The following is a 16,408-nucleotide window of genomic DNA, read 5'->3' as shown; positions in this document are numbered from 1 at the left end:
GCCGATATCGTACAGTTGAAGGACCACAAGCCGAGTCCAGCACGTCGCTCGCCGACGGCGGACTGACCATACCCGGGTAACGATGTCGAGACCAGATCCCGCGCAGTACCGCAGCCTGAGAACGCCAATGACGCGGCGGCGCCGGCGTCTTCTGATCGTCGGCGCGATCGTGCTGTTCGCCGCGTTCGGCTGGATGCTCGCGCTCGTGCTCGAGCCCGCGTTCCAGCGCACGATCGTCATCACCTCCGGCGCGCAGGGCGGCATCTATCGCGGCTTCGCCGATCGCTACGCGCCGCTGCTCAAGCGCGAGGGCATCAAGCTCGACATCCGCAGCTCGTCGGGCTCGATCGAAAACTACCAGCGTCTCGCGGACCCGGACAGCGCCTATCAAGTCGGCTTCATCCAGTCGGGCACGACCAGTCCGAAAGACACCGACAACCTGCAAACCATCGCCGCCGTGTCGTACGAGCCGATCTGGGTGTTCTATCGAGGCGATGCGACGATGGACCGGCTATCGCAACTGCGCGGCAAACGCATTTCGATGGGCGTGCCGGGTAGCGGCCTGCTCAACGTCTCGCAGGTGCTGCTCGGCTATAGCGGCATCACGAGTCAGAACTCGACGCTGCTGCAGATGGACGCGAACGCCGCCTACCAGGGGCTCGAAAGCGGTCAGGTCGACGCGGCGTTCTTCATCGGCCGGCCCGACGCCGACATGCAGCACACGCTGCTCACCAGCAACCTGAAGCTGATGAGCTTCGCGCAGGCCGACGCACTCGTGCAGAAATTCCCGTCGCTCTCGAAGATCGTATTGCCGCGTGCATCGACGAGCGTCGCCGACGATCTGCCGCGCAACGACGTCACGCTGCTCGCGGCCACCGCGCTGCTCGTTTCGAAGGACACGCTGCATCCGGCGCTCGTCTATCTGCTGCTCGACGCGGCGCGCACGGTGCACGGCGGCGAGGACTACTTCACGCCGCTCGGCACGTTCCCGAACCTGAACACCGAAGAATTCCCGATCTCCGACGAAAGCGTGCGCTACTTCAGATCGGGCCGGCCGTTTCTGTATCGCTACCTGCCGTTCTGGCTCGCGAGCCTGATCGAACGGCGGCTGCTGATTCTGGTGCCGTTCCTCGCGCTGCTGATCGGCCTCGCGCAGGCGCTGCCGCGCATGCTCGAAGCGCGTATGAAGAAACGCCTGTTCGTGTGGTACCGCGCGATCAAGGCGCTCGAAGACGAAGTGTGGAAGAACGCCGCGCCGTCTCGCGCGCAGATTGCGCAATGGCGTGAGGAGATTGAAAGCATCGACGCGAACGCGAGTCAGATCCGAATTCCGTATCGATACTTTCAGGACGTTTACGCGCTGAAGCAGGCGATCGGCGTCGTGCGCGACCGGATCGCGCAAGTGGCGCAGAAGGTGGAGAAGTAGAGACGCCGTTCGCTTACCCCGGCGTGTTTCCCGGGTATTCACCACCACTGAGCCGGTTGCTTTTCCGCGCGGCGCCACCGCATGGGCGTTTGCCGCGGTGCAAGAAAAAAATCTCTGTGAATTGGGTCGAACGATAGGGCGATTCAATTGGCGTGCTCGCGGTTCGCATCCTGTAATGGACTCCTGCCGTCCGCGTACCGTCCATCCAGCCCGCCGCACAACCCGGAGAGAGCCCATGTCGCAGCCCGAGCCGAATGTAGACGAAGTAGTCCGAAGCATCGCCGAAGAAACTGGTACGCCGGCCGAGACGGTGTCGCGCATGTACGCCGATACGCTCGCCGAATTCCGCAACGACGCGCGCGTATTCGACTACGTTCCGCTATTCGCCGCGAAGAAGGTCCGCAACGAGCTGCGCCACAAGCATCAGCACAAGCACTGACTCGCGGCAGGCGGTGACGCATCCGCTCACCGCACCGTCGCACGCGCCGTGGCTCCAGATTTTGCGCAGATAGTGGAGCTAACAATCGCGCTGCAAATTTTCTATGCTGGCGGTTCCACTGCTTTCCAAAGGAGCCGCCCACATGTCCGCCCCGCTGCAGATTCGCGCCGTCAACCGTGACGACTTCGACGCATGGCTGCCGCTATGGGACGCCTACAACGCGTTTTATGGCCGCTCGGGCGAGACCGCGCTGCCGCGCGAGATCACGCAAATCACGTGGAATCGCTTTTTCGATGGCTACGAGCCGATGCATGCGTTCGTCGCTGAACGCGCCGGGCAATTGCAAGGCCTCGTGCATTTCCTCTATCACCGTCATACGACGATGGCCGGCCCGATCTGCTACCTGCAGGACCTGTACACGCTCGATAGCGAGCGCGGCAAGGGCGTCGGCCGTGCGCTGATCGAGGCCGTTTATGCGCGGGCAAAAGCCGACGGCGCGCAGCGCGTCTACTGGCAGACGCATGAGACGAATCACACCGCGATGCGGCTTTACGACAAGGTCGCGGACAAGTCCGGCTTCGTGGTTTATCGCAAAGCGCTTTAGAGCAAGACGATTTAAAGCAACGCGCTTCATCGAAGCCCATCAAAGACAAAAGGCGCACCATCCGGTGCGCCTTTCGTTTTGATTGCTCAAGCGGTCATCAAGCGATGGAAGTCAAGCCTCGAGCTGCTCCAGCACCTTGCCCTTGGTTTCGATACCGAGGAAGTGCACGACCACCGCCGCGACGAACGGCACCGCAGCCAGGATATAGAACGCCACTTCCAGGTTGCCGCCGATCATCGTCTTCGACACGATCGCCGGCGCGAAGATCGCCGCCACCTTCAGCCACGCGCCGCCGACCCCGCAGCCCATCGCGCGGATACTCGTCGGGTACAGCTCCGGCGTGTACACATAGGCCGTGATGAAGCCGCTGGCGAGAAAGCCGAGCGCGAACGCGCAGCAGGTTGCGACCACATACACCGACGAACCGTGCAGCACCCCCGCCATGGCCAGCGACAACGCGCACAACAGGAACGAGATGTTGATGATCGGCTTGCGACCCACCTTGTCGACCAGCAACGCGCAGGCCAGCGACCCGAGCACACCGAGCACCGACGCCGCTACGGCCAGGTTCAGCGCGAGCTGCAGCGGCGCGTGATAGATCGTGCGGTAGATCGTCGGCAGCCAGGTCGACAGACCGTACTGGATGAAGCCGCAGGTCACCCACAGCATCGCCACGGCGAGCGTGCGCTTCAGATAGGCCGGGCCGAACAGATCCGCGACACGGCGCTTCGGATGGCGATTGACCATCTCGTCGAACTCCGACGCATGCGCGACCGGCGGCAGCGGCACCTTGGCGGCACGTTCGAACGCGAGCACGGCGGAATCGGCTTCGGCCATCCGGTCGCGCACGGCGAGCCAGCGCGGCGATTCCGGCACGAGCTTGCGCAGCACGAAGAACAGGATCAACGGCATGCCGCCGATGAAGTACATCGCCTGCCAGCCGAAGCGCGGCACGATCCACGCACCGAGCGCACTCGACGCGAGCAGCCCGATCGGGAACACGATTTCGTACAGCAGAACGAAGCGTCCGCGGCCGTGCGCGCGGCTGATCTCGTTGATATAGGTCGCGGCCACCGGCAACTCGCCGCCGAGGCCCAGGCCCTGGATGATACGCAGCGCGACGAACACCGCGAAGGTCGGCGCAAAACCGCACGCGATACTGGTGATGCCGATGATGCCCGAGCTCAGCGCGATCGCCTTCACGCGTCCGCCGCGTTCCGCATACCACGGAAACAGGAACGCGCCGATCAGTTGTCCCACGGAGCCGGAGCCAAGCAGGAAGCCGACGTCCCAAGGCGTCAGATTCCACTTCGCGATCAGCAAGGGCAGCGTCGCCGCGATCGCGATGACGTCGAAGCCGTCGAAGAACGTCGCGAGACCGATCAGTATGCGCGCGCGCACCTGCATCCGGTTCCTCGGCAAGCGCTCCAGACGCGCGATGATCGAGCCTTGCGTCACAGCGCCTGAAACACCGGCGCTGCTGCGGTCTCCTGTAGTGTTTTCGATGGTTCTCATGCCAAGGTGCCGTCCGTAGAAATGGTTAGGCAAGCGCCGTAGAGGCGTCAGTCAGTGTGGCAAGGTCGATGGTCCGGCCTTGGTTCATCCATTTGCGCGAGAGCTTCAGTTCGCGCGGAGTGTTGATCGCGATCACGCCGCGAATCGTGTTGTCTTCCAGATAGAACAGCGTCGCGCGTTTGCCGGGCAGATCGCCGCGCACCGCGAGTTCCGCATTGGCCGGAATGTCGCCGAGAATCTGCAGGTTCACGTCGTACTGATCGGACCAGAACCACGGAATATCCGCGTACGGTTCGAACGTGCCGAGCAAGGCCTTCGCCGTGGAGATCGCCTGGTTCTGCGCGTTGGCCCACGATTCGAGCCGCACGCGGCGCTTCAGCCAAGCGCTCGGATGATTCGCGACGTCGCCGCACGCGAAGATGCGCGGGTCGTCGGTGGCGCCGAAGTGATCGACGACGATGCCGTCCTCCACCTTCACGCCCGCCGCTTGCGCAATCGCCGTGTGCGGTGCGAGACCGATGCCGGCCACCGCGAAGTCGGCGTCGAGCGTCGAGCCGTCCGCGAAGGTTGCGCGCAGGCGGTTGGCGTCGTTCGGATGATCTTCGAGCTTGACGAGCGCCGCTTTCAGACGCACGTCCACGCCATTCGCGCGATGCAGCTCCAGCAGGAAATTGGACACCAGCGGCGGCAGCGAGCGCGCGCACAGACGCGATGCGCCCTCCACCACACAGGCTTCGACGCCGAGCTTGCGCGCGGTCGCCGCGACTTCGAGACCGATCCAGCCGCCGCCGATCACGAGCACGCGCTTGCTCGCGCGCAGCCGTTCGCCGAGCGCTAGCGCTTCGTCGAGCGTGCGCAGATAGGTGATGTGCGAGGTCTGCACGAGCGCGTCGGGCAGACGGCGCGCCGCGCCGCCGGTCGCGATCACGAGGCGGTCGTACTGCACTTCGCGGCCGGACTTCGTACGCACGATGCGCTCTTCGCGATCGATCGACGTCGCGCAATCGGGTTGCCATGCCTCGACGTTCAACGCATCGAAATCGTCGGGCTTCACGAGCCGCACCGTTTCGATGTCCGCGTCGCCGGCCAGCACGGCCTTCGACAGCGGCGGACGCTCGTACGGCAGATGCACTTCGTCCGCGATCATCACGAGGCGGCCGTCGAAGCCTTCGCGGCGCAACGTCTTCACGATCCAGCCGGCCGCCTGGCCGCCGCCGATCACGACGATCGTGCGCGGCGCTTCGAGCCCCGCATGCGCGGCCTGGGCCTTTTCGGTAGCAGCGTCAGTCATTTTTGCGCTCCGTCATGAACTTGCCTTCGGGCGCCTTCGCGTCCTTCTGGCGTCGTGTGTTGCCGTCGATACCGCCGTCGATCGCCCATTCGGCGAACACGGTCGGACCCGGCTCGAAATCGCGCGGCTGCCAGTCGGGCGTCAACTGGTCTTCGTCGGCGTAGTACTCGATCAGGCCGCCGGCCGGATTCTTGAAGTACCAGAAGTAAGCCGACGACACCGGATGACGTCCCGGCCCGAGCTGCGTTTCCCAACCGCAGCGGCTGATGTGCATGCCGCCGCCGAACACTTCGTGAATATCGCGCACGGTGAACGCGACGTGGTTCAGGCCTCGCTTGCCGTTGGGCAATGCCAGCAGGAACAGGTCGTGATGACCGCCGTGCGGCGCGCAGCGCATGAACGCGCCGCGGCCCGGATAACGGTCCGAGGTCTCGAAGCCGAGCAGCTCGTGATAGAACTTTTCCTGCTCGGCGAGGTTGTTCGTGAAGAACACGACGTGGCCCACTTCGACCGGCTCCGCGCGTTCGTAGACCGGCGACGGCTGATCGACGCGCAACGTCTGGCCCCACACGTTCGACGGCGAGCCCTTCACGTCGACCGGCCGCTTGCGCGTGAGCTCGACGCGCACCGCCATGCCGTTCGGGTCGATGCAGCCCACCGCGTCGTCGGTTTCGTAGTGGCCCGGCTGGCCGGCGAAGCGGCCGCGCAGCGCGTCGAGCTCCGCCTTCGTCGCGACGCCCCACGTCACTTCACGCAAGGTCGGGCCTTCCTCGAACGCGGGCGGCAGCGACGCATCGTTGGCCTCGACGACGAGGACCGTGCAGCCGTTCAGCGTTTCGAAGCGCGCGCGGGTTTCGTCGTGCGCGGTCTCCTTCATGCCCCAGTCCGCGAAAAAGTGCCGACAGGTGGCGAGATCCGTCACGCCGTAAGTAATCTGTTCAATGCCGAGAATCGTCATAACGTGCCTCTTGGTTGCCTCTACGTTGCCGCTTCAGTTCGCCCACGCGAGCGGCGCGTCGTTCAAGCCCCAGTAGAGGCTCTTCTGTTGCATGTATTCGCGAATGCCGACCCGGCCTTTTTCGCGTCCCATGCCGCTCTCCTTCCAGCCGCTGAACGGCGTCGAGATCGAGAACAGCTTGTAGGTGTTGATCCAGATGGTGCCGGCTTCGAGAGCGCGTGCGATCCGGTAGGCGCGCTTGTAGTCGCGCGTCCAGATGCCGGCGGCGAGGCCGAACACACTATTGTTCGCTTCCTTCAGCAACGACGCTTCGTCGTCGAACGGCATCGCGACGAGCACCGGCCCGAAGATTTCTTCCTGGCAGATCTTCGCGTCGTTGCTGAGGCCTTCGAGAATGGTCGGCTGGAAGTAGGTGCCGGCTTCGCGGCCATCGCCGACCGGACGTTCGCCGCCGCACAGCAGACGCCCGCCCTCTTCGAGACCGAGCGCGACATAGCGTTCGATCGTCTCGCGATGCGCCTGGGTGATCAGCGGACCCATCTGCGTGCTCTCGCGCGTCGGATCGCCGACGCGCAGCTTGCGCGCGCCTTCGACGAGACGCTGCATGAACGTGTGGTAGATCGAGCGCTGCACGAACAGGCGCGAACCCGCTATGCACGCCTCGCCCGACGAGCTGAAAATGCCGTACAGCACGCCGTTCACCGCATGATCGAGATCGGCGTCGTCGAACACGATGGTCGGCGACTTGCCGCCGAGTTCGAGCGACACCGGCATCAGCTTGTCCGCCGCGATACGCGCGATGCCGCGGCCCACTTCGGTGCCGCCCGTGAACGACACCTTCCTCACGAGCGGATGACGCACCAGCACGTCGCCGATCACCGAGCCCTTGCCCGGCAGCACGCTGACCACGCCCTTCGGCACGCCCGCTTCCTCGCAGATGCGTGCGAGTGCGAGCGACACCAGCGGCGTGACTTCGGCGGGCTTCAGCACCACCGCGTTGCCGCCCGCGAGCGCCGGCGCGAGCTTCTGCGCGTCGGACGCGATCGGCGAATTCCACGGCGTGATCGCCGCGACGACGCCGATCGGCTCGTAGATGCTCATCGTCAGATAGTCGCCGCGCGACGGCGTGACCTCTTCGTCGAGCGTTTCGAGGCAGGCCGCAAAATAGCGGAACGTGTTGGCCGCGCTCGCGACCAGCACGCGCGTCTCGCCGATCGGCTTGCCGTTGTCGCGGCGCTGCAGATTCGCGAGCGCTTCGTGGCGCGCCATGATCAGATCGGCGATGCGATACAGGATCAGCGCGCGCTGATGCGGCTTCAGACCCGACCAGTTGGGCTTGCGCCATGCCGCGTCGGCGGCCTCGATGGCTTCGCGCGCGTCGTCGGCGCTGGCCGTCGAGATTTCCATGTTGACCGACTGATCCGCCGGATACAGGCTTTTGTACGGGTTGCCGCGCCCTTGCCGCCATTCGCCGCCGATGAAAATATCGCCGTTGGGCACGAGGCTGGTATCGAAGTGAGTCATGTCGGTCGTTCCGGTTCTTTCAAGCCAGGGGCTTAACAGGTCTTGGCAGGTTTCAGATCACACAGCGCGCCGCGCGATTGCGCAGAGCGCGGATCGCGCTATAGGCGGTCAGCGCGGACGTCTTCGGGTTGTCCGGCAGCGGCTTGCCGCTCATTTCGAGCGCCATCTCGCCGAACGCGCCGCGCGCGACGATGCGATGCACGTTGCGCGTCACCTTCGGATCGGCGATCAGCCGCACCATGGTGTGGTCGAGGCCGAGGCCCGCGAGCGCGATCGTCGCGGCGACGTTCGCGTTCTTCGGATAGAGCCGCGCGGCGTCGCGTGCGCTGCCTTCGAAAATCACTTTCTCTTCGGTGAGCGTGGCCAGATCGCAGACCTCTTCGGCCGGCGTGCCGAGCCAGCCGACCGGCGGCTTGCGGCCGGTGTACAGCACTTCGTCGAGACCGCCGAAGCGCGCCGCCGAGATTGCGTCGACACCGCCGATCGCGCCCGACAGCAGCGTGACCGTCGCGTCGCCTTCATCGGCCGCGGCGGCGAGCGCATCGAGCAGCGTGACGTCGGACAGCGCGCCGATCGACGCGACCGCGCAATCGGTGCCCGCCTTCAGCAGCGGCACGACGTGAGCGACCAGCGCACCGTGGCCCGCGCATTCGAGCGCGAACTGCGGCTTGGTGCTGAGCGCCGCCACCGAGGACACCACGTCGACGCTCGCACCCACCACGTCGCGCACCGAGGCCACATGACTCTCAGGCACGATCACGTGCGACACGTGCACCGCCGGATCGGCGGCGACCGAGCGATAGACTTCCTGGCCGATCGCGCCGAAGCCGATCATCGCGATGTCGAGCGGCGCGTGATGTCCCGCGTAGCCGTTATGCATGTTGCGGCTCCTCTTTCTTGACCGGCGGCCCCGCGAACGCGGTCGCGAACGAGCCGATCGACAGCATGTCCACTTCGACCAGCACCGGCCCCGTCCTGGTCATGCCTTCGCGGATGATCGCGGAAGCATCGTCGAGCGACTTGATGCGGTAATGCGTGAGCTTCAGGCTTTCGCAGAACTGCGCGAAATCCGGCTGATGCAGTTGCACGTAGCAGCGGCGGCCGCCGTACTGCGCGTCCTGGATGTTGCGGATCACGCCGTAGCACTGGTCGTTCATCAGCACGATCATCACGTTGGCGTTTTCCTGCACGGCCGTCGCGAGTTCGCCGACGTTGACCATCAGGCCACCGTCGCCGCACAGAGCGACGGTCTTCGCCGCATTGCCCGCGAGCGCCGCGCCGATGCCCATCTGCATGCCCTGGCCGATGCCGCCGCCGAGCGCATGCACGCCCGCGCGCGGCGAGAAGATCTTCAACAGGCGGTTGCCCCACGTGCTGTTCGAGATCGTGACGTCGCGCACCCAGTTGTAGTCGCGGCCCACGGCTTCCTGCAGCGCGTCGACGAGACGCTTGTACGGTCCGAGACCCTTGGCGACGTCGGCGACCGCGCTTTCGCGCGCGGCGGCCAGATCCTGCGCGAACGCCGGATCGATCTTCAGCTTGCCTTCGAGCAGCGTCGCGAGTTCGTCGAGCACCGCCGCGGCGTCGCCGTGGATGAACATGTCGTTGCGATAGCCGCGGTTGTCGGCGAGCGCGTCGGCGTCGACGCGATACAGCGGCTGCGGCAACGCGAGCTTGTACTTCAGCGTTTCATTGCCGCGCAGACGCGAGCCGACCACCACCAGCGCGTCGCAGGTCTTGTAGAAGCTTTCGACCGCCGGATGCACGTTGAACGCGCCGAGCGTGGCCGAATGATCTTCTGGCAGCACGCCGCGACCCTGCACGCTGGTCACCACGCCGAAGCCGAGCGCGACCAGACGTTCGACCGCCGCGCGCGCATGGCGCGTGCCGCCGCCTAGCCACAGCAGCGGGCGCTTCGCCTTGGTCAGTTGCTCAGCCAGTTGCGCGACGCGGTCCTTGCAATGCGTGAGCGTGGTGACGTGCGGGGCGCCGAGATCGCTCGGCCATTCGACTTCGGCGGCCTGGATGTCGATCGGAATTTCGACGCTGACCGGGCCGCTCGGCGCGGCTTGCGCGACGCGCACGGCTTCGCGGATCGTCGGCAGGGCGGTTTCGACCGAGCGCACGCGGAACGCGGCCTTCGAGATCGATTGCAGCATCGACAATTGATCCGGCGCCTCGTGGATGTACGCGAGGTCCTGATCGAGGTATTCGGTTTCGATCTGGCCGGTCACGTGCAGCAGCGCCGTGCCCGCCGTCAACGCTTCGACCATCGCGCCCGCCGCGTTGCCCGCCGCAGTGCCGGTGCTCGTGAAGGCGACGCCGAGGCCGCCGGAGACGCGCGCGAGGCCGTCAGCCATGTTGACCGCGCCAGCTTCGCCGCGTGCGCCGACATAGCGGATCTTGCCGCGCGTGTTGATGGCGTCGAGGATCGGCATGTTGTGGATCGAGATCACGCCGAATGCGGTTTTGACGCCGCACTGCTCGAGAAAGGCGGCGATCAGTTCGCCAACGGTGGTTTTGTTAGACATGTCGTGCAACGCCTCCAGAAACATCGATGTGGCTGCCAGTCGTGTACGACGACAGCGGGGTAGCCAGATAAAAGAGCGCCTGTGCGGCCTCTTCGGGGCGGCCGAAGCGGCCGAGCGGAATGTTTTTCTTGCGCGCGAGTTCGCCGGTCCAGTCTTCCCAGCTCTGGCCGGGCTCGGCCTGGGTCGCGTAACGGCGGCGCCACTGACCCGATTCGACGATGCCGATCAGGATCGAGTTGACGCGCACGCGCTGCGGCGCGAATTCGACCGCGAGCGACTTCGTCAGACTCAGCAGGCCCGCGCGCGCCGACGACGTCGCCACCATGTGCGGCTCCGGCTGCAGCGCGAGCAGCGAGTTCACGTTGACGATCGCCGCGTTGCGGCCGGCGCCGGCCGTGTCGCGCAGCATCGGCAGGAACGCGCGGGTCGGGCGGATCACGCCGAAGTACTTCAGGTCGAGTTCTTCGCGCCAGGCTTCGTCGGTCGTATCGGCGAAGGTGGACACGCGGCCCTGGCCCGCGTTGTTCACCAGCATGTCGGTGCGGCCGAAGCGCTCCTGCACCGCCTGGGCGAATCCGTTCACTTCGCCAGCGTCGAGCACGTCGCAGCGCTGCGCGAGCAGTTGCGCGCCGGGATACGTCGCGGTGAGCGCGGCTTGCGCCTGCCCGAGCCGTTCGCTGTCGCGGCCGCAGATCGCGACCGAAGCGCCGGCGCGCAGAAACAGTTCGGCGGTCGCGAGGCCGATGCCGGACGAACCGCCCGTCACCACCGCTACCTGTCCGGTCAAGTCGATTTGGATCATCAGAGCCCCAGTGCCTTCATGTACTTGTTGCCACTATTCGGCCCAGACTTCGGCCGGTAATTGAGCCGCTCCGACAGTTCGTCGGCCGCGCGGCGCACCTTGTCGACGAGACCGCCGTCAAGCAGCGACGCATCGATCTCGCGGCGCGGAATCGTTGTCGTGATCACCGCGACGATGCGGCGCGAGTCGTTGCGCACCGGCGCGCTGACCACTGAAATGCCGCGCTCGAACGACGACTCGCTGATCGCGAAGCCGCGCCGCGCGTCGTCGCGAATCCGTTCGTACAGTTCGTCGACCGTGGCCGGCGTCTGCGTCGTGAAGCGCTCGAGCTCCGTCTCCGGATAAAGCTTCTTCAGTTCGTCGAAGCTCAGATCGCCCATCAGCACCTGGCCATGCGTCGTCGCATGCGCGGGCAGGCGCGTGCCGACGTTGACCTTCACCGAGCTGAAAATCGGCGTGTGGCTTTGGGCCTTCGCGACGAACACGACGTCGCGTACGTCCCTGATCACGATGTGGCTCGTGAGGCCGGTCTCGTCGCGCAGCTTTTCGATGATCGGCAGGCCGAGATCGGTCAGTTCGAGCGAACTCAGATATTCGAAGCCCAGGCGCAGCACCGCGACGCCGAGGCGATAGTTGCGGTCCTTATCAGCGCGCTCGAGAAAGCCGAGCGATTCGAGCGTCTGCAGCAAACGGAACACCGTCGTGCGCGGAATGCTCAGGCGCCGCGACAGTTCCGGTGCGCCGAGCACGGGCTCGCGCGGCGAGAACTCCATCAGGATCTTCAAGCCGCGTTCGAGACCGGGCACCCGGTAGCCCGAATCGCTGCTCGCTTCGTTGCTCGGTTCGTTGCGCTCGGCGCTAAGGTCGCGGTCGGCGTCAAGAGTGTCGGGCGTCATTGATTGGCTCCGCTTTGGCTCAATGGGCTGTCGCTTGCGCGGCAGAACGTATCGATGATCGTGGTGTACGCGGCGGGTGCTTCGATGTAGCCGGCGTGGCCCGCGCGCGGCACGATCTGCAGACGGGTGCGCGCGGCGAGTGCGATCTTTTCGCAGGCTTCGGGCGTTGTGATCGTGTCTTCGGCGCCGACTGCGACGCTCACGCGGCCGTCGCAGCGCGCGAGGTCGCCCGCGAGATCCGCGTTGGCGAGCAGGTGCGTGGCCTGTGCATAGCCATGCGGGATCACGCGTGACATGTTCCAGCGGACCCATGCGCGTGCTTCGTCGCTTGCGTGCGCGGACAGCATGTTCGCGCTGCGCTTGTCGGCGAGACCCTGGGGTCCAAGTTCGCTCAGCATCGCGAGACGTTGATCGCGTTTGGCGTCGCGCACCTCGGCCGCGGCCGCGCCGTAGCCGCCCGCGGGCGACAGCAGCAGCAGACCTGCGAGATAGCGTGGATGCGCGGCGGCAAACGCACCGGCGATGATCGCGCCGAGCGAGTGCCCGACGAGCACGCAGCGTTCGATGCCGAGTGCGTCGAGCCATTCCTTCAGTACAACGGCATAATCCTGTGCAACCGGCGAGGCGACCGCGACCGGCGAAGAAGCGCCATACCCCGGCGCATCCCAGGCCAGCACGCGGCGCGTGGCGCCGAGCACGTCGAACTGCTGCACCCACGAAGCCGCGCCCGAACCGATGCCGTGCAGCAGCACGAGCGGCAACGCGTCGCGGCCGGCGCGATCGACTTCGCGATAGCCGAGCACGCGTTGCGCAGCGAGGCTGCTTTGCTGCGCCGGATAGCGTGCGAGACGCGCTTCGAGCGCGGCATGCTGGTCGGCGTTGACGGTCGGGACGGCGGACATGATTTCCTTCGTGGGTGTAGTGGAACGACGTGGACGGCTTCGCGGCGAGTTAGCCGCGCTTGATCTTCGCGAGCGGCGAATCCGGCGGATACGTCGGCGTGATCGGCTTCGGCGAACCGAGCATCACGCACATCAGCGCGTCTTCGTCGCCGATGTTGATTTCCGTGCGATACACGCCGGGCGGCACCGAGATCAGGTCACGCTCGCCGAGCACCGCTTCCCACGTCTCGCCGTCGCGCTCGCAGATGACTTTCATCTTGCCGCGCAGCACGAAGAAGATTTCTTCGACATCCGTATGAATATGGCTCGGGCCGATGTTGCCGGCCGGGATCACCATCGTCGAGAACGTGAAGTTGCCTGCCGGCACCGTGTTCATGTCCTTCGCGACGCCGGTGCCGCCGGTACCGACATAGCGCATCTGCGCACGGCGATACTTCGGGTCGTAGTCGGCCTGGAACTTCAGCGCGTCCCAGTCGTAGCGACGCGTTTCGAGGCGTGCGACGCGGCCGTCCAGCCATTGCTGGAAGCTTGCGTCCGCGGGTTGGTCCCAGGATTTGCGTTCGTTGTCGGCGTCCGCCATTTGTTTCTCCTTTCGATTCGACAAGATCAATTCATCACGAAGCCGCCGTTGACCGGCAGCAGTTGGCCGGTCACAAAGCGAGCGGCATCGGATAACAGGAACAGCACCGGCCCGGTCACGTCGTCGGGCACTTGTGCGCGTGTGAGCGCGCGGCCTTGCAGGTAATACTGATGACGCTCGGCGGGCACGTACGCGGTCGCCTCGACTTCGGTGAGACCCGGCGCGATCGCGTTGACGGTCACGCCGTGCGCGCCGAATTCGCGCGCGAGCGAGCGGGTCATCGAGATCACGGCGCCCTTGCTCGCGACATAGGCGAGCAGCTTCGGCGCGCCCCACATCGCCGTATCCGACGCGATGTTGACGATGGCGCCGCGGCCCGATTCGCGCAGATACGGCAGCGCGGCGGTGCTCATCAGCCAGGTGCCGCGCACGTTGACGTTCATCACCGCGTCCCACGTTTGGACGGACAGCTCGTCCGCGAACTTGCCGCCGGAGTTCGTGATCGCCGCGTTGTTGATCAGCGCATCGAGACCGCCGAGCTGGGCCGCGCCTTCTTTCGCGAACTGCTCGATGCTGGCCGGATCGGCCAGGTCGAGCGGCAGATAGGTCGCCGCGTGGCCCTGCTCGGCGAGCGATGCCGCGAGCGCGCGGCCTTCGTCGTGCAGCACGTCGCCGAATACGACCCGCGCGCCGGCAGCGACGAGTGCGCGCACGAACGCCGCGCCGAGACCGCGCGCGCCGCCCGTCACGAGGACGCGCCGGCCGTTGAGCGCTGCAAGTGCGTCGTTATGCATGGCTGTGCCCGGCTTCGTTGCCCGCGGGCGTCGCGTTGGCCGCGCGATGCGCTTCCAGCGCGGCGAGATCCTGCTGCGCGCGTTGACGCAGCATACGGCGCACACGCGTCATACCGACGTCGTGCTGATAGAGGAACTCGTGATCGCGTGCGTTCGGCGCGAGGCTTTCGAGGACGTAGCGGTCCTGCTCGAGCACGTCCCAGTGCAGACCTTCGAGGCGGTTGCGATACAGGAAGCGCCATGCGTCACGCTGCCAGCCCTGCACCTTGCGGGTACGCCAGAAGTAGACCTGGCAGTTGTCGCCGTCGACCGGCACCGCGAAGCCGATGATGCCGAAGCTGCCGCCCGGGCCGAACTTCTTCTTGTACGGAATCGCGAGACGCATCCACAGCGCGCCGGTGTCGCCGAGTTCGACCCAGTCGAAGTTCACGTCGCGCTGGCCGGTCTTCTCGAACATCAGACCGGTTTCGGTCTTGCGCACACGCATGTCGGCCTGCTTGTCGCCTTCGGCCATCGAGTGCGACGTCGCGTGCAGATAAGCGCCGTGCATCGGGTCCATCACGTTGTCGATCGCGTACTGGTAATTGCACTTCCAGTTCGACATGCACAGGAAACTTGCGTATTCCTCACCGACCAGTTCGTCCGGCAGCACGAGCGGCGCCGGTTCCTTGTGCGCGTCGTCGCCGAACCACAGGAAGATCGCGCCGGCATGTTCCTGGGCCGGATACGACTTGACGCAGGTCTTGCCTTCGAGCGGGCAGCTCGGCACGGCCGGCACGTTGATCACGGTGCCGCTGCCGTTTACTTCGACGCCGTGATACCAGCACGCGACGCGATCGCCGAGGTTCCAGCCGAGCGACAGACGTGCGCCGCGGTGCGGGCAGCGGTCTTCGAGCGCGTGGACATTGCCTTCGCTATCGCGCCACAGCACGATCTGGTCGCCCAGGCGCGTGACGCCGATCGGTGCGTTGCCGACCTGCCAGCTCGGAGCGACGGGATACCAGTAGTTGCGCAGGCCGCGGTCCAGATACGACTTGACCGGATCGGCCGTGCCTTCAGTTGTAGTGGGGGACGTCATGAAGAGACTCCAGTACGAATGCGGTGAAACGTGTTCGGAAAAGCGCGCTTACTCGGCGAGCTGACGGAATTCGGCGGCAAGACGCTCGGCGTTCCACTGAGTGCCTTCCGGGGTGCGGAAGCCGTCGCGATTCAAGCCGTCGGCGACTTCCTGCAGTTCCATCGCGCCGGCTTCGAAAACGCGTTCGAGCGCATCGCCGAAGTCGTTTTCGTACTGGGTCGGCTCGGCCTTGCGGTTCTGCCAGACCATGTTGCCGCTCTCGCCCGGCTTCTCGATCACGCCCTTGCCGGCAACGTTGTTCGGTTGCGGCGCAAGCCACGGCTTCAGAAAGGGATTGAAATTCACGGCTACCTCTCGCATGTCATTCCACCTTGATCTGGATTTCTTCACCTGCGAGACGTACCGAGTACATCTTCAGGTCGCGGCCGCCCGGCTCTTTCAGGCACTTGCCGGTCGGGATATGGAACACGGCTTCGTGCAGCGGACATTCGACGGTGTCACCGTCGACAAAGCCCTGCGTCAGCAACGCGTACGCGTGGGGGCAGACGTTTTCCATCGCATAGATCTCGTCGCCCACCTTGTAGATGCCGATCTCCGTGTCGTCGAGCTTGAACTCGAGTGGGGAGTCTTCGGACAGCTCACCGGCATGTCCGGCACAGCGCCATTGTTCAGTCATTCTCACGTTCTCCTGAGCCCTTGACGTTCCATACAAGGAACATCAGTTCGTGTATGGACAATTATAGGATTGGGTTTGCGCCAAGAAAATAAAAAAATGCGCCCTTAGGGGAAAACACCGACTGTCGTTTCTGACCCACATCGGCGGGTCTGACGGCGCGCGCAACCTTAAGCCACGCGGGCCTTTGACGGGCGTGGCTTAGCTCGAATCCTCAGACGTGGGACGATCGGCAACTGCGGGTTTGTACTGATCTCAAAATCTATTTTGATTGATCTCAGCTTCACTATACTTTCCATAGGCGATACGTTTGTCCATAGGTGGAACGCATAACGTAAGACCGATGTGGTTCTGGCGCAGAAACCAGAACGGAATTAACTCAGAGAACAGATCAG

General features: G+C 65.1%; 17 protein-coding genes. 3 read left to right on the top strand and 14 right to left on the bottom strand.

Annotated elements, in window-relative coordinates; all coding sequences use genetic code 11:
- Window positions 1-127: 127 nt before the first annotated feature.
- From L0U84_RS20205 to L0U84_RS20195, 3 genes are all read left to right on the top strand, one after another.
- The gene (locus L0U84_RS20205) at window positions 128-1,426 is read left to right on the top strand and encodes a TAXI family TRAP transporter solute-binding subunit (RefSeq protein ID WP_233852180.1); all 1,299 of its coding nucleotides are present in this window, start codon (window positions 128-130) and stop codon (window positions 1,424-1,426) included.
- A gap of 235 nt (window positions 1,427-1,661) precedes the next feature.
- Window positions 1,662-1,865, top strand: a complete 204-nt coding sequence (locus L0U84_RS20200; RefSeq protein ID WP_233852179.1) for a DUF3562 domain-containing protein — start codon at window positions 1,662-1,664, stop codon at window positions 1,863-1,865.
- Window positions 1,866-2,007: 142 nt separating this feature from the next.
- Window positions 2,008-2,469, top strand: a complete 462-nt coding sequence (locus L0U84_RS20195; RefSeq protein ID WP_233852178.1) for a GNAT family N-acetyltransferase — start codon at window positions 2,008-2,010, stop codon at window positions 2,467-2,469.
- Window positions 2,470-2,580: 111 nt separating this feature from the next.
- Here the strand turns inward: L0U84_RS20195 and L0U84_RS20190 are convergent, their stop codons facing one another.
- Genes L0U84_RS20190 through L0U84_RS20125 form a run of 14 tightly spaced genes read right to left on the bottom strand, consistent with a single transcriptional unit; the run spans window position 2,581 to window position 16,016 of the window.
- Window positions 2,581-3,984 carry an MFS transporter gene (locus L0U84_RS20190; protein WP_233852177.1) on the bottom strand — a complete coding sequence of 468 codons (1,404 nt, stop codon included), beginning with the start codon at window positions 3,982-3,984 and terminating at the stop codon, window positions 2,581-2,583.
- Between the two features lie 25 nt (window positions 3,985-4,009).
- Window positions 4,010-5,275, bottom strand: coding sequence for an NAD(P)/FAD-dependent oxidoreductase (locus L0U84_RS20185; protein WP_233852176.1), 1,266 nt, complete (start codon window positions 5,273-5,275; stop codon window positions 4,010-4,012).
- Entirely contained in the window at window positions 5,268-6,233 is a 966-nt protein-coding gene (locus tag L0U84_RS20180) for a VOC family protein (protein ID WP_233852174.1), read from the bottom strand. Before L0U84_RS20180 ends, L0U84_RS20185 begins: the two co-directional genes overlap by 8 nt.
- Window positions 6,234-6,266: 33 nt before the next feature.
- The gene (locus tag L0U84_RS20175; RefSeq protein ID WP_233852173.1) at window positions 6,267-7,757 is read right to left on the bottom strand and encodes an aldehyde dehydrogenase; all 1,491 of its coding nucleotides are present in this window, start codon (window positions 7,755-7,757) and stop codon (window positions 6,267-6,269) included.
- Window positions 7,758-7,809: 52 nt separating this feature from the next.
- A complete protein-coding gene (locus L0U84_RS20170) occupies window positions 7,810-8,637 on the bottom strand; it encodes an aspartate dehydrogenase (protein ID WP_233852171.1) in 828 nt (275 codons plus the stop codon).
- On the bottom strand, window positions 8,630-10,288 hold the full coding sequence (locus L0U84_RS20165) for a thiamine pyrophosphate-binding protein (RefSeq protein ID WP_233852169.1): 1,659 nt from the start codon (window positions 10,286-10,288) through the stop codon (window positions 8,630-8,632). Before L0U84_RS20165 ends, L0U84_RS20170 begins: the two co-directional genes overlap by 8 nt.
- Window positions 10,281-11,090, bottom strand: coding sequence for an SDR family oxidoreductase (locus L0U84_RS20160; protein ID WP_233852167.1), 810 nt, complete (start codon window positions 11,088-11,090; stop codon window positions 10,281-10,283). The genes L0U84_RS20165 and L0U84_RS20160 overlap by 8 nt, the downstream gene beginning before the upstream one ends.
- Window positions 11,090-11,986 carry an IclR family transcriptional regulator gene (locus L0U84_RS20155; protein ID WP_233852165.1) on the bottom strand — a complete coding sequence of 299 codons (897 nt, stop codon included), beginning with the start codon at window positions 11,984-11,986 and terminating at the stop codon, window positions 11,090-11,092. Before L0U84_RS20155 ends, L0U84_RS20160 begins: the two co-directional genes overlap by 1 nt.
- Window positions 11,983-12,888, bottom strand: a complete 906-nt coding sequence (locus L0U84_RS20150; protein WP_233852164.1) for an alpha/beta fold hydrolase — start codon at window positions 12,886-12,888, stop codon at window positions 11,983-11,985. The genes L0U84_RS20155 and L0U84_RS20150 overlap by 4 nt, the downstream gene beginning before the upstream one ends.
- Before the next feature lie 49 nt (window positions 12,889-12,937).
- Window positions 12,938-13,468: a cupin domain-containing protein gene (locus L0U84_RS20145; RefSeq protein ID WP_129956134.1), complete on the bottom strand. Its 531-nt coding sequence runs from the start codon at window positions 13,466-13,468 to the stop codon at window positions 12,938-12,940.
- A gap of 26 nt (window positions 13,469-13,494) precedes the next feature.
- The gene (locus tag L0U84_RS20140; protein WP_233852163.1) at window positions 13,495-14,262 is read right to left on the bottom strand and encodes an SDR family oxidoreductase; all 768 of its coding nucleotides are present in this window, start codon (window positions 14,260-14,262) and stop codon (window positions 13,495-13,497) included.
- Window positions 14,255-15,340 carry an aromatic ring-hydroxylating oxygenase subunit alpha gene (locus L0U84_RS20135; protein ID WP_233852162.1) on the bottom strand — a complete coding sequence of 362 codons (1,086 nt, stop codon included), beginning with the start codon at window positions 15,338-15,340 and terminating at the stop codon, window positions 14,255-14,257. The genes L0U84_RS20140 and L0U84_RS20135 overlap by 8 nt, the downstream gene beginning before the upstream one ends.
- Window positions 15,341-15,388: 48 nt before the next feature.
- Window positions 15,389-15,700: a recombinase-like helix-turn-helix domain-containing protein gene (locus tag L0U84_RS20130; RefSeq protein ID WP_233852161.1), complete on the bottom strand. Its 312-nt coding sequence runs from the start codon at window positions 15,698-15,700 to the stop codon at window positions 15,389-15,391.
- Between the two features lies 1 nt (window position 15,701).
- Window positions 15,702-16,016 carry a non-heme iron oxygenase ferredoxin subunit gene (locus L0U84_RS20125; protein WP_062130507.1) on the bottom strand — a complete coding sequence of 105 codons (315 nt, stop codon included), beginning with the start codon at window positions 16,014-16,016 and terminating at the stop codon, window positions 15,702-15,704.
- Between the last annotated feature and the right edge of the window lie 392 nt (window positions 16,017-16,408).

Origin of the sequence: Paraburkholderia sp. HD33-4 (genome assembly GCF_021390635.1) — a bacterium.
Classification (GTDB): domain Bacteria; phylum Pseudomonadota; class Gammaproteobacteria; order Burkholderiales; family Burkholderiaceae; genus Paraburkholderia.
The sequence above is the reverse complement of the archived record's forward strand: the minus strand, read 5'-3'. Positions and strand labels throughout refer to the sequence as shown.